Raw genomic sequence first — 12928 nt, 5'->3', positions numbered from 1 at the left:
GCCATAGGCGATAGCGGCCGGCGACCCTCCAGCTTGAGGGCGAAAACTGACGTGAATGGACTGGACTTGCCCCTGTTCAGGCTTCACGCGATCATGGCGCCCGGCTGCGCACCATCCACGCAGTCGCCGCAGGAGACAGTTCCATGGCTTCGGTCACGCCCCCCGGTCTGGCCTACGAGGTCGAACACGACCTGGCCAACCACCGCTTCACCGCCCGTGTGCGAGGACAGCTGGCGGTGCTGGACTACCAGATCAAGCGCAAGCGCATGGTGATCACCCACACCGAGGTGCCCGAGCCGATCGCCGGCCGTGGCATCGCCGGTGAGCTGACCCGCGTGGCACTGCGTTTCGCCCGCGAGCAGAAGTACAAGGTGGTGCCGGCATGTTCCTACGCCGAGGCTTTCCTGCAGCGGCACGAGGAGTACCACGACCTGCTCGTTGGCTGAGTGCCAGCGGGCCACGCTTCAGCCATGGCAGGCGATGATGTACAAACATGAACAGGGGATCCCGATGAAGATTGGAAACAACCGGCCACTGCACGTCAGCGTGCTGGCCGGCGTGGTGGGCGTGCTGTTGCTGGCCGGTTGCCAGCGTGAAAGCGAGCCGACGCCGGTGACCGACGCGGCGCCCGCCGCCGAAGCCACCGCCGCCGGCGAGACGCCAGCCACGGAAGCGCCGCTGGACCTGCGCGACGTGATCGAAAACAACGAGCGTGAGGTGGTGGGCATCAGCTACCCGGCGGGTATCGACCGCTACCCCGGCCTGGCGCGCGCGCTGCAGAGCTATGCCACCAGCGCACGCAGCGACCTGCAGCAGGCGCTGGACGGGCTGGGCAACGACAAGCCGACCATGCCCTACGAGCTGTCGCTGAGCTTCGAGAAGCTGCTGGAAACGCCGCAGCTGGTGGTGGTCAGTGCTGATGGCAGCCGCTATACCGGTGGCGCCCATGGCGAACCGCTGGTGGCGCGCTTCGTGTGGCTGCCGCAGCAGCAGCAGATGCTCAGCGCCGACAAGCTGGTGGCCGATGCCAAGGGCTGGAAAGTGATCAGTGAGTTCGTCGCCGACCAGCTGCGCGAACGCGTGGCCACGCGGCTCAGCGGCGAGGACATGGACCCGGCCCAACTGCAGGAATCGCTGCGCAACGCATCGCGCATGATCGCCGACGGTACTGGCCCGCAGGCCGACAATTTCAGCCAGTTCCAGCCACTGACCGACGACAAGGGGCAGATCACCGCGCTGCGCTTTGTTTTCCCTCCGTACCAGGTGGGTCCATACTCGGACGGCACCCAGACCGCCGATGTACCGGCGGCGGTGCTGTTGCCGCACGTGGCCAAGGACTACGTGGAGCTGTTCGCACGCGGTTGACCGCAGTCGAGGAGGTGACGTGGATACAGGGTTGCAGGAGCGGGTCGCCGGCCTGCTCCACGAAGCCGGGGTCCGCATCGGCGGTACCCAGCCTCAGGACATCCAGGTGCATGACCCGCGCTTCTTCGCGCGGGTCATGGGCCAAGGCTCGCTCGGCCTGGGCGAGAGCTACATGGAAGGGTGGTGGGATGCGAACGTCCTGGATGAATTCCTCGCCCACCTGATGCAGGCGCACCTGGATGAACGGGTGCACGGCTGGCGCGAAGTGGCCGATGCGCTGAAGGCGCGCCTGTTCAACCTGCAGGCGGGGCAGGGCAGCTACGAGGTCGGGCGCCGTCATTACGACCTGGGCAACGATCTCTACCAGGCCATGCTCGGCCAGCGCCTGGTCTACAGCTGCGGCTATTGGCGCAACGCCGATGATCTCGACGCCGCACAGGAAGCCAAGCTCGACCTGGTCTGCCGAAAGCTGGGCCTGCGCCCGGGCCAGCGCGTGCTGGACATTGGCTGCGGTTGGGGCGAAGCGCTGAAGTTCGCCGCTGAGCGCTACGGTGTGAGTGGCGTCGGCGTGACGATTTCGCAGGAGCAGGCCGAGTTCGCGCGGAACCTGTGCGCGGGCCTGCCGATCGAGATCCGATTGCAGGACTACCGCGAGCTGGACGAACCGTTCGATGCGATTTTCTCGATCGGCATGTTCGAGCACGTCGGTGACAAGAACTACGCGGGCTTTTTCGAGGTGGCCAAGCGTTGCCTGTCGCCGCGCGGCCTGCTGCTGTTGCACACCATCGGCACCAACATCTCCCGGCATCGCACCGATCCGTGGATCGCGCGCTACATCTTTCCCAACTCAATGCTGCCGTCGGCGGCGCAGATCACCCGGGCGTTCGAAGGCCGTTTCGTGCTGGAAGACTGGCACAACTTCGGCACCGACTACGACCTGACCCTGCAGGCATGGCGGCGCAACGTGGAAGCAGCGTGGCCGCGGCTGGATGCGCACTACGACGAGCACTTCCGGCGAATGTGGCGCTTCTACCTGGCCGGGTCGATGGCCACCTTCCGCTGCCGGCATGCGCAGCTGTGGCAGCTGGTGCTGTCGCCGGAAGGCGTGCCGGGCGGGTACGTGGCGCCGCGATGAAGCCAGCGCGGGGTCGGAGACCCCGGGGTCAGATCCCTTTTCACAGAAAAGGGCTCTGACCCCAACCACAACAAAAAAACCGCCCGGTCTCCCGGGCGGTTTTCGTTTCACGCTAGCGCGCAGGCGATCAGTTGCCGGCGCCGGTCAGGCCACGCTTTTCCAGCAGCGGTTCGATCTGCGGCTCGTGGCCGGCGAAATCGCGGAACAGCTGCATCGCGTCGACGCTGCCGCCCTTGGACAGCAGGGTGGCACGGAAGTGGTCGCCGTTCTTGCGGCTCAGGCCGCCATTGTCCTTGAACCACTTCTGGGTGTTGGCATCAAGCACTTCCGACCAGATGTAGGCGTAGTAGCCGGCCGAATAGCCGCCCATGATGTGACTGAAGTACGGGGTCCTGTAACGCGGCGGAACCGGAGCGTAGTAGATGCCGTCCTTCTCCAGTGCGGCGCGCTCGAAGGCCATCACGTCCTTGGCTGCCGGCACCTGGTCCGGGCCGATCTGGTGCCAGCGCTGATCCAGCATGGCCGCACCCAGGTACTCGGTGGTGGCGAAGCCCTGATTGAACTTGGCCGCCGCCAGCACCTTGTCCAGCAGCGCCTGCGGCATCGCCGAACCGTTCTGGTAGTGCTTGGCGTAGTTCTTCAGGATGACCGGGTTGTCAGCCCACATCTCGTTGACCTGAGAGGGGAACTCGACGAAGTCACGCGGCACCGAGGTGCCCGAGAAGTACGGGTACTTCACGTTGGAGAACATGCCGTGCAGGGCGTGGCCGAACTCGTGGAAGGTGGTGTTCACCTCATCCCAGGTCAGCAGGGTCGGCTGGCCGGCCGGCGGCTTCGGGATGTTCAGGTGGTTGGCGACCACCGGCTTGAAGCCGGTCAGCTTGGACTGCGAGACGTAGGAGTTCATCCACGCACCACCGCGCTTGGAGGCGCGTGCATACGGGTCGAAGATGAAGATCGCCAGCTGGCTGCCGTCGGCATCGAACACGTCGTAGACGGTGACGTCTTCGTGATAGACCGGCAGGTCGGTGCGCTGCTTGAAGGTCAGGCCGAATTCCAGGTTGGCGGCATGGAACACGCCGTTCTCCAGCACGTTCTTCATTTCGAAGTACGGCTTCAGCTGCGACTCGTCGAAGTTGTACTTGGCCTGGCGCACCTTCTCGCTGTAGAAGGCCCAGTCCCACGGTTCCAGCTTGAACGTCGGCTTGCCGGCCGCCTTCTGTTCCTGGTCGATCATCGCCTGCAGGTCGGCAGCTTCGCGCTTGGCGTTGGCCACGGCGGCCGGAGCCAGCTTGCCCAGCATCGCGTTGACCGCTTCGGGGGTCTTCGCGGTCTGGTTGGTCAGGTTGTAGGCCGCGAAGTTCGGGAAGCCCATCAGCTTGGCCTTGTCGGCACGCAGCTGCATGATGCGCGAGACCAGCGCGGTGTTGTCGAACTCACCGCCACGGCTGCCACGGCTGACCGACGCTTCGTAGATCTTCTGGCGCAGGGCGCGGTTGGCCAGGTTGGTCAGCGGCGGCTGGCCGGTGGTGTTGAGCAGGGTGATCACGTACTTGCCGTCCTGGCCGCGGGCCTTGGCAGCTTCGGCGGCGGCGGCGATCTGCTCCTTGGACAGGCCGTCCAGCTCCTTGACGTCGTCGACGGTGATCGCCGAAGCGTTCACTTCCGACTGCACGTTCTGGCTGAACTTGGTACCCAGGTTGGCCAGCTCGGCGTTCATCTCCTTCAGCTTGGCCTTGTCGGCTTCGGACAGCTTGGCACCGGCGCGCACGTAGTTGTCGTAGTACTTCTCGACCAGGCGTACGCCTTCGGCGTCCAGGCCCAGCTGGCCGCGGGTGTCGTACAGCGCCTGGATGCGGGCGAACAGCTTGCCGTTCAGCGCGATCGCATCGCTGTGCGCGGCGAACTTCGCCGAGTAGTCGGCCTGCAGCTTCTTGCGGGTGTCATTGGTATCGGCACCGACCAGGCTGAAGAACACGGTGGTCGCACGGTCGAGGATGTCACCGCTCTTTTCCAGGGCGATGATGGTGTTGTCGAAGGTCGGCTTGGCCTTGTTGTTGGCGATGGCCTCCACTTCCTTCAGCTGCTGCGCCATGCCGGCGTCGAAGGCCGGGGCGAAGTCGCTGTCCTTGATCCTGTCGAACTGCGGATAATGCAGGGGCAGCGGGCTTTCGGCGAAGAACGGATTGGCCTGCTGGGCATGGGTGCTGGCAGCCGGGGTGACGGCGCCGGCCGAGAAGGCGGGCAGGGCAAGGCCGAGGGACATGGCCACGGCAAGGGCAAGGCGGGTGGTCAAGGCAGGAACTCCGGTAAGGCAAACAAGGGCCCGAGGGTAACCCGGCCGGCGGCGCCCGCACTTGTGTCAAAAGGCATGTTGCCGGCTCCGGGCGCGGGTACCATGCATTCACCGCCCACGGCCCGCCCTCATGACCAGCGCCTACGATTTCAGCTTCCGTGACCTCGACGGCCAGCCGCAGGCGCTGGCCCGTTATCAGGGCCACCCGTTGCTGCTGGTGAACGTTGCCAGCCGCTGTGGGTTCACCCCGCAGTACACCGGGCTGGAACAGCTGTGGCAGGACTACCGCGAACGCGGCCTGGTGGTGATCGGCTTCCCGTGCAACCAGTTCGGTGCGCAGGAGCCGGGGGACGCGGCGCAGATCCGGCAGTTCTGTTCGCTGGACTATCCGGTCAGCTTTCCGCTGTCGGAGAAGATCGAGGTCAACGGCGAGGGCGCTGATCCGTTGTGGGCCTGGATGACGCACGAAAAGCGTGGCCTGCTCGGCAGTGCCCGCATCAAGTGGAATTTCAGCAAGTTCCTGGTCGATCGCCAGGGGCAGGTGGTGTCGCGGCATGCGCCCACCACCCGGCCGGAGCAGTTGCGCAGCGCGATCGAAGCGCTGCTGTAGAGCCAAGCCCACGCTCGGCTGCTTTTCCGGCTGACTCCGAGAGCGCGCGCCGCGCGCAAGCCGAGCGCGGGCTCGGCTCTACAGATGCGATGGGTTATTTCTCGACGAACGCGCGTTCGAACACGTAGTGGCCCGGTTGGCCGATGCGCGGCGAAACCTGGAAACCCCGGGCATCGAGCACGGTGCGAAGGTCGGCCAGCATCTGCGGGCTGCCGCAGATCATCGCGCGGTCGTTTTCCGGGCTCAGTTCCGGCAGGCCGAGGGTGCGCTGCATCTCGCCGCTCTCCATCAGCTGGGTCAGGCGGCCCTGGTTGGCGAACGGCTCGCGGGTGACGGCCGGGTAGTACAGCAGCTTGTCGCCGATCATTTCGCCGAGGAACTCGTGCTCACGCAGTTCCTTCTCGAAGTAATCGCGATAGGCCAGGTCCTTCTCGTAGCGCACGCCGTGGCAGAGGATCACCTTCTCGAAGCGCTCGTAGGTTTCCGGGTCCTTGATGACCGACAGCCACGGCGCCAGGCCGGTGCCGGTGCCCAGCAGGTACAGGTTCCTGCCGGGATGCAGGTCGCTGATCAGCAGGGTGCCGGTGGGCTTCTTGCCGACCAGTACCTTGTCGCCCGGCTTGATGTGCTGCAGGCGCGAGGTCAGCGGGCCGTCCTGCACCTTGATGCTGAAGAACTCCAGTTGTTCTTCCCAGTTGGCACTGGCAATGGAATAGGCGCGCAGCAGCGGTCGCGCCTCGGTTTCCAGGCCGATCATCACGAACTGGCCGTTCTCGAAGCGGAAACCGCTGTCGCGGGTGGTGGTGAAGCTGAAGTAGGCATCGGTCCAGTGACGGACCTCAAGCACCGTTTCGGCGCCGAAAGCGGAGGACATGGGCGTATCTATCGAAAGTCGTCGGGGGTGATTCTATCTCAAATGAGACAAGTTCTCATTGGGCGGAACGAGAGGCGTTCTCAGCGGTAACCCGCCGCCTGCAGCTCGAACAGCTCGGCATAGCGGCCGCCCTGCGCCATCAGCTGCGCATGGGTGCCGCTGGCCTCGATCCGGCCATCGGCCAGCACCAGGATGCGGTCGGCCATGCGTACCGAGGAAAAACGGTGGGAAATCAGTACTGCGGTGCGATTATCCGCCAGTTCCCTGAACCGCTGGAACACCTCGAACTCACTGCGGGCATCCAGCGCTGCCGTTGGCTCATCCAGGATCATCACCTGCGCATTGCGCATCCATGCGCGGGCAATGGCGATCTTCTGCCATTGGCCACCGGATAGGTCCACGCCCTGCTTGAAGCGGCGGCCGATCTGCTGGTCGTAGCCGCCGGGCAGGTCGTCGATGACTTCCTCGGCCATGCCGCGTCGCGCCGCGTCAGCGATGCGTGCCTGGTCGTCCATCGCCTCGACCTGGCCGACGCCGATGTTCACGCCGGCGCTGAGGTTGTAGCGCACGAAGTCCTGGAAGATCACCCCGAGGTTGGCGCGCAGGTCATCCAGGTCGTAATCGCGCAGGTCGCGGCCGTCGAGCAGGATGCGGCCTTCGTCCGGTTCGTACAGCCGCGCCAGCAGCTTCACCAGGGTGGTCTTGCCGGCGCCGTTCTCGCCGACCAGGGCCAGCACTTCGCCGGCGTGCAGCTGGAAATCCAGATGGCGCACCGCCCACTGTTCGGCATCGGGGTAGCGGAAGCCGACGTTCTCGAATACGAAGCCCTGGCGGATCGGTTGCGGCACGCGCACGGCCCCATCGCGCGAGTGGATTTCCGGCTGGATCTGGAAGAAAGAGAACAGGTCATCCAGGTACAGCGCCTGGCTGGCCACCTGCGAGAAGCCGATCAGCAGGCCTTCCAGCAGCTGGCGCAGGCGCAGGAAGCTGCCGGCGAGGAAGGTCAGGTCGCCGATCGAGAAGTCCCCGCGCACCGTGCGCCATGCGATGTAGGCGTAGGCGGTGTAATACCCCAGCGTGCCCAGCGCAGCCAGCAGCGTGCCCCAGAACGCGCGGCGCCGTGCCAGGGCGCGGTTGGCCTGGAACAATGCCACCGACAGGCGCCGGTAGCGCTCCACCAGGAAGCGGTGCAGGTTGTAGATCTTCACTTCCTTGGCCGTTTCCACGCTGGCGCCCAGCTGGCGCAGGTAGTCGAGCTGGCGGCGCTCGGGCGTCCACTGGAAGTTGAGGCTGTAGCCGGCCGCGTTGAAGTGCGATTCGCCGATGAAGGCCGGCACCAGTGCCAGCGCCAGCAGCAGGATCAGCCACGGCGCGTAGACCAGCAGGCCGACGGCGAGGCTGGCCACGGTGATCGCGTCCTGCGCCTGGCCGAACAGCTGGCTCATCAGGTTCATCCGGCCCATGGTCTGGCGCCGCGCACGGTCCAGCTTGTCCTGCAGGTCCGGGTCTTCGAAATCCTCCAGGTCCAGCGTCGCGGCGTGTTCCATCAGGCGGATGCTGGTGGCGTTGGCGAACAGTTCGGAAAGCAGAGCGTCGGCGTAGCTGACCAGCCGGCCGAGCAGGTCCGAGGCGATGGCCAGGCCGAATTCCAGTGCCAGCAGGCCCAGCAGTGGATTGAGCAGGCCGCTGGACAGCGCCTCGCCCAGCGGCGGGTAGCCGGCATCGTGCTGGCTCAGGTGCAGGGCGCTGTCGATGATCAACTTGCCGACGTACAGCATCGCCACCGGCAGCAGGGCACGGATCAGGCGCAGCCCCAGGCTGGCCAGGGTGAGCGCCGGACTGGTCTTCCAGACCATGCGCAGGAAAGGGGGCAGATTGCGCATCGCCCTGAAGCGCTGGCGCAGGCTGGGTTTCTTCGCGGCGGCAGCGCCAGCGGTGGGGGAAGCAGGCATGCGCGTATTGTGCGCGCCTGATACGTGCAGATGGGGTCAGTGCAGCCGTGTGGCCGGCACCGGGGTCAGATCCCTTTGCCACACAAAGGGATCTGACCCTCCCGTATCCATGCACGGCGTGGATCGACCGTGTCGACCACGGTCGACACCTACCAGCAGCTCCAGTGAACTATCGAAGGCGGGGTGGGTCAGGTCGCAGGGGCGTGAGCCGCATGGATGCGGCGACCGAGCTTACATGGACGTACTTGCAGCGTCCCCTGCGACCTGATCCACCCCGCCAACCCACAGTAGCGCCGGCTTTTGATGTTGCTCTGGTTGTTGCCTCTGCGGGTGCCGGGCGGCAGCCCGGCCAGCCCCCCGTTACGGCAGCGGCGGCAGCAGCCCCGCACCCAGCCGGTTCCAGGCATTGATCACCGCAATGCCCATGCTCAGGTCACTGATGCCCTTCTCATCGAAGTGCGGCGCCAATGAATCGAACGCCGCCTGCGACGGCGCACCGTCGGTCAGCCGGGTCAGCGCCTCGGCCCAGCCCAGCGCCGCACGTTCGCGCGCATCGAAGAAGCGGCTTTCGTGCCAGGCGGGCAGGGTGTCCAGCTTGCGCGGCTCGATGCCGCCCTTGCGCAGCGCCGTGCCGTGCATGTCCATGCAGTAGCCGCAGCCGTTGAGCTGCGACACGCGCAGGAACACCAGTTCCATCAGGGTCGGATCAATCGAGCTGTCATGCACCGCCTGGCTGGTGGCCAGCAGGCCCTTGAAGGCCTCGGCGGCCAGGCGGGTGTAGGGGACGCGGGGGGAGGTGTGATCGGACATCGTGGGCTCCACGGCGGCCACGATGGCCGCCTTCATCACAAGGACGCCGCAGCGTTGCGGTGCGTGACAACCTTCGGCAATTTTTCTGGATTCAGCACGCTGTACACGTTGGCGATGCGGCCATCGACCACTTCGATGGTGGTGACCGAGTGCAGGCGGTCGCCCTGGAAGCGCAGGATCGCCGGTTCGCCGTTGACGTAGCCCAGCTGCGCCGGATGCACCGCGCCGCGGCGGGCGATGGCCCAGAACAGGCGACCGATGCGCTCGGCGCCCAGCAGCGGGCGGATCGCGGCGGTAACCACGCCGCCACCGTCGGAGACCAGTTGCGCGTTGGCGTGCAGCAGGGCCTGGATCGCCTCGCTGTCGCCGCGCTGCGAGGCATCCATGAAGCGCGCCAGCAGCTGCCGGTGCTGGCTGGCGTCGGCGTTGAAGCGCGGCCGCCCGGCCTGCAACCGCTGCCGGGCGCGATGCACCAGCTGCCGGCAGTTGGCTTCGCTGTGGCCGATCAGCTCGGCGATCTTACGGTAGTCGTGGTCGAAGGCCTCCTTCAGCAGGAACGCGGCGCGTTCCTCGGGGCCGAGCTGTTCGAGCAGGGTCAGGAAGGCGACCGAGACGTCGTTGGCCAGCGCATGCAGTTGGGCCGGTCCGGGTGCCGGGTCGGGCTGCAGGGTGACCGCCAGCGGTTCAGCCAGCCACGGGCCGACATAGTGGACACGCTCGCGCCTGGCCGCGCGTAGCCGGTCCAGGCCGAGCCGGGTGGTGGTGGTGACCAGCCACGCCTCGGGGTCGCGGACGCTGGCCGGATCGGCGCCGGACCAGCGCAGCCAGGCGTCCTGGACCACGTCTTCGGCGTCGGCGCGGCTGCCGAGCAGGCGATAGGCCAGCGCCATCAGGCGCGGGCGGTGGGTCTGGAAAACGGTTTCGGCGTTCATGTGGGCAAGGACGCCGCAGTGGCGCGTGGCGTGACAGAGCGTCGGGGGAATCTTGCCGGCCAGCGGCCAGCACGACCACCCCGGGGCCGGGGGAGGGGGTAAAATGGGCGGATTACCCCCGCCAGCCTCGAGCAAGCGAGCAAGCCGTGACATCGATCAAGCAGGAAGACCTCATCCAGTCCATCGCCGACGCGCTGCAGTACATCTCGTACTACCACCCGGTCGACTACATCAAGAACCTCGCCGCCGCGTACGAGCGCGAGGAGTCGCCGGCCGCGAAGGAAGCGATGGCCCAGATCCTGATCAATTCGCGGATGTGCGCCGAAGGCCACCGCCCGATCTGCCAGGACACCGGCATCGTCACCGTGTTCCTGGAAATCGGCATGGACGTGCGTTGGGATGACGCCACCATGGGCGTGGAAGACATGGCCAATGAGGGCGTTCGCCGCGCCTACATGCATCCGGACAACAAGCTGCGCGCCTCGGTGCTGGCTGATCCGGCCGGCAAGCGGATCAATACCAAGGACAACACCCCGGGCGTGGTCAACGTCAAGGTGGTGCCGGGCAACAAGGTCGACGTCATCGTTGCCGCCAAGGGCGGTGGTTCGGAAGCGAAGACCAAGTTCGCCATGCTCAACCCGTCCGACTCCATCGTCGACTGGGTGCTGAAGACCGTGCCGACCATGGGCGCCGGCTGGTGCCCGCCGGGCATGCTCGGCATCGGCATCGGTGGCACCGCCGAGAAGGCGATGCTGCTGGCCAAGGAGGCGCTGATGGAACCGATCGACATCACCGAGCTGCAGGCCCGTGGTGCCTCCAACCGCATCGAGGAGCTGCGCCTGGAGTTGTATGAGAAGGTCAATGCGCTGGGCATCGGCGCGCAGGGCCTGGGCGGCCTGACCACTGTGCTGGACATCAAGATCAACGACTATCCGACCCATGCGGCCAACCTGCCGGTGGCGATGATCCCGAACTGCGCCGCAACCCGCCATGCGCACTTCACCCTGGATGGCAGTGGCCCGGTGATGCTGGACCCGCCGTCGCTGGAAGACTGGCCGAAGCTGACCTATGACGCGTCCAAGGGCACCCGGGTGGACCTGGACACGATCACCCCGGAAGACGTGGCCAGCTGGAAGCCGGGCCAGACCCTGCTGCTCAACGGCAAGCTGCTGACCGGCCGCGATGCCGCGCACAAGCGCATGGTCGACATGCTCAACAAGGGCGAGGAACTGCCGGTCGACCTGAAGGGCCGCTTCATCTATTACGTCGGCCCGGTCGATCCGGTGCGCGACGAAGTGGTGGGCCCGGCCGGCCCGACCACGGCGACCCGCATGGACAAGTTCACCGAGCAGGTGCTGGCGCAGACCGGCCTGCTGGGCATGGTCGGCAAGGCCGAGCGCGGCCCGGCCGCCATCGAGGCGATCAGGAAGCACAAGTCGGCCTACCTGATGGCCGTTGGTGGTTCGGCCTACCTGGTGTCCAAGGCGATCAAGGCGGCCAAGGTCGTTGGTTTCGCCGACCTGGGCATGGAAGCGATCTACGAGTTCACCGTGCAGGACATGCCCGTGACCGTGGCGGTGGATTCCACCGGCGAATCGGTGCACAAGACCGGCCCGCGCGAATGGCAGGCCCGCATCGGCAAGATTCCGGTGGTTGTGGAGTAAGCCCTCCATCCCGGACCAGACAACGGCGCCCCTGTGGCGCCGTTGTTGTGTGGGCAAAAATATTGATGTTCCGGTAGCGGTTGTTCTGCTACGGTCGGAACACCCTCGCACAGGACGTGTCCATGGCCCTGCATCGGTTCATCGTGGTAGGCGTGCTGCTGGCCCTGGCCGGTTGCAGCACCCCGGCGTCGTACGAAGGCGCGGATTTCCCCGCATCGGCGCAATGCCGCGTGCAGTGCCAGGCCGGCTATCGCAGCTGCATGGCGCAGAATGACTCCCTCGGCAGCCGCCAGAGCAACTGCGAGCAGCAGGTGGTGCCGGCGCCGGACAAGCGCTGCAAGGACGTGGACAATCCGGACCTGCGCCGTGCCTGCGAACTGAAGACGCACGACTGCGCGATGCGCGCGCCGATGATGTCCTGTGGCGAGCGCCGGGATTCCTGCATGAGCAGCTGCGGCTGAGCAATGATCGCGCGCGTGGGCGCATAATCGGCTGATCCACCCGCACAGGATCTTCCGCATGAGCACCACGCTGTATGGTTCGACCAGTACCGCCGCGCTGGTCGTGCACTGGCTGCTGATCGAGCTCGGCATCGAGCATGAACTGGTGCTGCTGGATTTCGACGCGCGCGAGCACAAGTCGGCGCAGTACCTGGCGCTCAATCCGGCCGGTGTGGTGCCGACACTGTTGATCGATGGCCTGGTACTGACCGAAGCGGCGGCCATCGCCCTGTACCTGGCCGATCGCCACCCGGAGGCCGGCCTGCTCCCGGTGCCGGGCACGCCGCAGCGTGGCGATGCCTACCGCTGGATGTTCTGGTGTGCCAATACGCTGCAGCCGGCCTATCGGGCCTGGTTCTATCCGCATGAAATGGCCGGCCAGGCGAACGTCGAGGCCAGCCGCGAGAGGGCGCGTCAGCGGCTCGAAGCGGCCTGGCAGCACGTTGCCGCTCACCTGCAGGCGCACGGCCCGTACCTGCTGGGCGCCACGCCCTGCGTGGTCGACTACATGCTGGTGATGCTGATGCGCTGGTCGCGCAACATGCCCAGGCCCAGTGACACCTGGCCGGTGCTCAAGGCGCATGCCACCTCGATGAAGGCGCGCCCGGCGTTCGCCGAGGTCTACCGCCGCGAAGGCATCACCGACTGGCGGTAACCAAAAAAGGGGACGGAGGGAATTAAGTCGTTTGTGCACAAACGACTTAATTCCCTCCGTCCCCTTTTTCGGGTTACAGGATCTCCAGCACTGTTTCCGGTGGGCGGCACAGCCGCGTGCCCTTGGCCGTGCGCA

Annotated in this window: 12 protein-coding genes; 7 read left to right on the top strand and 5 right to left on the bottom strand. The window is 66.1% G+C overall.

The annotated features are described in order from the left end of the window. Window positions 1–143: 143 nt before the first annotated feature. From A7X97_RS10775 to cfa, 3 genes are read left to right on the top strand one after another with little or no spacing between them, the layout of a single operon-like run. Window positions 144–446, top strand: a complete 303-nt coding sequence (locus A7X97_RS10775) for a GNAT family N-acetyltransferase (protein WP_005417588.1) — start codon at window positions 144–146, stop codon at window positions 444–446. A gap of 37 nt (window positions 447–483) precedes the next feature. Next, window positions 484–1365 carry a DUF3298 and DUF4163 domain-containing protein gene (locus A7X97_RS10770; protein WP_088496687.1) on the top strand — a complete coding sequence of 294 codons (882 nt, stop codon included), beginning with the start codon at window positions 484–486 and terminating at the stop codon, window positions 1363–1365. A 19-nt stretch (window positions 1366–1384) separates the two neighbouring features. After that, on the top strand, window positions 1385–2500 hold the full coding sequence (gene cfa, locus A7X97_RS10765; RefSeq protein WP_072168359.1) for a cyclopropane fatty acyl phospholipid synthase: 1116 nt from the start codon (window positions 1385–1387) through the stop codon (window positions 2498–2500). A 127-nt stretch (window positions 2501–2627) separates the two neighbouring features. Here the strand turns inward: cfa and A7X97_RS10760 are convergent, their stop codons facing one another. Continuing rightward, window positions 2628–4796: a M3 family metallopeptidase gene (locus A7X97_RS10760; protein ID WP_072168358.1), complete on the bottom strand. Its 2169-nt coding sequence runs from the start codon at window positions 4794–4796 to the stop codon at window positions 2628–2630. Window positions 4797–4926: 130 nt separating this feature from the next. On the opposite strand from A7X97_RS10760, the gene A7X97_RS10755 reads away from it, so the two are divergent. Next, window positions 4927–5406 carry a glutathione peroxidase gene (locus A7X97_RS10755; protein ID WP_053497833.1) on the top strand — a complete coding sequence of 160 codons (480 nt, stop codon included), beginning with the start codon at window positions 4927–4929 and terminating at the stop codon, window positions 5404–5406. A gap of 94 nt (window positions 5407–5500) precedes the next feature. Here A7X97_RS10755 and A7X97_RS10750 read toward each other — a convergent pair whose 3' ends face one another. The 4 genes from A7X97_RS10750 to A7X97_RS10735 all read right to left on the bottom strand — a co-directional run bounded on the left by A7X97_RS10750 (window position 5501) and on the right by A7X97_RS10735 (window position 9974). Then, window positions 5501–6280, bottom strand: a complete 780-nt coding sequence (locus tag A7X97_RS10750; protein ID WP_049439380.1) for a ferredoxin--NADP reductase — start codon at window positions 6278–6280, stop codon at window positions 5501–5503. An 80-nt stretch (window positions 6281–6360) separates the two neighbouring features. Beyond that, entirely contained in the window at window positions 6361–8232 is a 1872-nt protein-coding gene (locus A7X97_RS10745; protein WP_111007912.1) for an ABC transporter ATP-binding protein, read from the bottom strand. A 360-nt stretch (window positions 8233–8592) separates the two neighbouring features. Beyond that, complete coding sequence (locus A7X97_RS10740; RefSeq protein WP_088496688.1) at window positions 8593–9042, bottom strand: carboxymuconolactone decarboxylase family protein; 450 nt, start codon at window positions 9040–9042, stop codon at window positions 8593–8595. A 35-nt stretch (window positions 9043–9077) separates the two neighbouring features. Further along, a complete protein-coding gene (locus A7X97_RS10735; protein ID WP_088496679.1) occupies window positions 9078–9974 on the bottom strand; it encodes an RNA polymerase sigma-70 factor in 897 nt (298 codons plus the stop codon). A 146-nt stretch (window positions 9975–10120) separates the two neighbouring features. Between A7X97_RS10735 and A7X97_RS10730 the strand changes: the two genes are divergently transcribed. The 3 genes from A7X97_RS10730 (at window position 10121) to A7X97_RS10720 (ending at window position 12793) form a co-directional block, all read left to right on the top strand. Then, the gene (locus tag A7X97_RS10730; RefSeq protein WP_005417564.1) at window positions 10121–11638 is read left to right on the top strand and encodes a fumarate hydratase; all 1518 of its coding nucleotides are present in this window, start codon (window positions 10121–10123) and stop codon (window positions 11636–11638) included. 122 nt (window positions 11639–11760) lie between these two features. After that, window positions 11761–12099, top strand: a complete 339-nt coding sequence (locus tag A7X97_RS10725; RefSeq protein ID WP_005417563.1) for a hypothetical protein — start codon at window positions 11761–11763, stop codon at window positions 12097–12099. A gap of 58 nt (window positions 12100–12157) precedes the next feature. Further along, the gene (locus A7X97_RS10720) at window positions 12158–12793 is read left to right on the top strand and encodes a glutathione S-transferase family protein (RefSeq protein ID WP_005417555.1); all 636 of its coding nucleotides are present in this window, start codon (window positions 12158–12160) and stop codon (window positions 12791–12793) included. Window positions 12794–12928: the final 135 nt, after the last annotated feature.

It is taken from the genome of Stenotrophomonas sepilia, from assembly GCF_003244875.1.
In the GTDB taxonomy this organism is placed as follows: domain Bacteria; phylum Pseudomonadota; class Gammaproteobacteria; order Xanthomonadales; family Xanthomonadaceae; genus Stenotrophomonas; species Stenotrophomonas sepilia.
This window is presented reverse-complemented; position numbering and strand designations above follow the sequence as displayed.

What these genes read in the sequence shown, in the direction of transcription:
- A7X97_RS10750 (WP_049439380.1), bottom strand. Translation starts at nt 6,280, where the DNA reads ATGTCCTCCGCTTTCGGCGCCGAAACGGTGCTTGAGGTCCGTCACTGG.
- A7X97_RS10755 (WP_053497833.1), top strand. Translation starts at nt 4,927, where the DNA reads ATGACCAGCGCCTACGATTTCAGCTTCCGTGACCTCGACGGCCAGCCG.
- A7X97_RS10740 (WP_088496688.1), bottom strand. Translation starts at nt 9,042, where the DNA reads ATGTCCGATCACACCTCCCCCCGCGTCCCCTACACCCGCCTGGCCGCC.
- A7X97_RS10775 (WP_005417588.1), top strand. Translation starts at nt 144, where the DNA reads ATGGCTTCGGTCACGCCCCCCGGTCTGGCCTACGAGGTCGAACACGAC.
- A7X97_RS10745 (WP_111007912.1), bottom strand. Translation starts at nt 8,232, where the DNA reads ATGCCTGCTTCCCCCACCGCTGGCGCTGCCGCCGCGAAGAAACCCAGC.
- A7X97_RS10720 (WP_005417555.1), top strand. Translation starts at nt 12,158, where the DNA reads ATGAGCACCACGCTGTATGGTTCGACCAGTACCGCCGCGCTGGTCGTG.
- A7X97_RS10770 (WP_088496687.1), top strand. Translation starts at nt 484, where the DNA reads ATGTACAAACATGAACAGGGGATCCCGATGAAGATTGGAAACAACCGG.
- A7X97_RS10725 (WP_005417563.1), top strand. Translation starts at nt 11,761, where the DNA reads ATGGCCCTGCATCGGTTCATCGTGGTAGGCGTGCTGCTGGCCCTGGCC.
- A7X97_RS10735 (WP_088496679.1), bottom strand. Translation starts at nt 9,974, where the DNA reads ATGAACGCCGAAACCGTTTTCCAGACCCACCGCCCGCGCCTGATGGCG.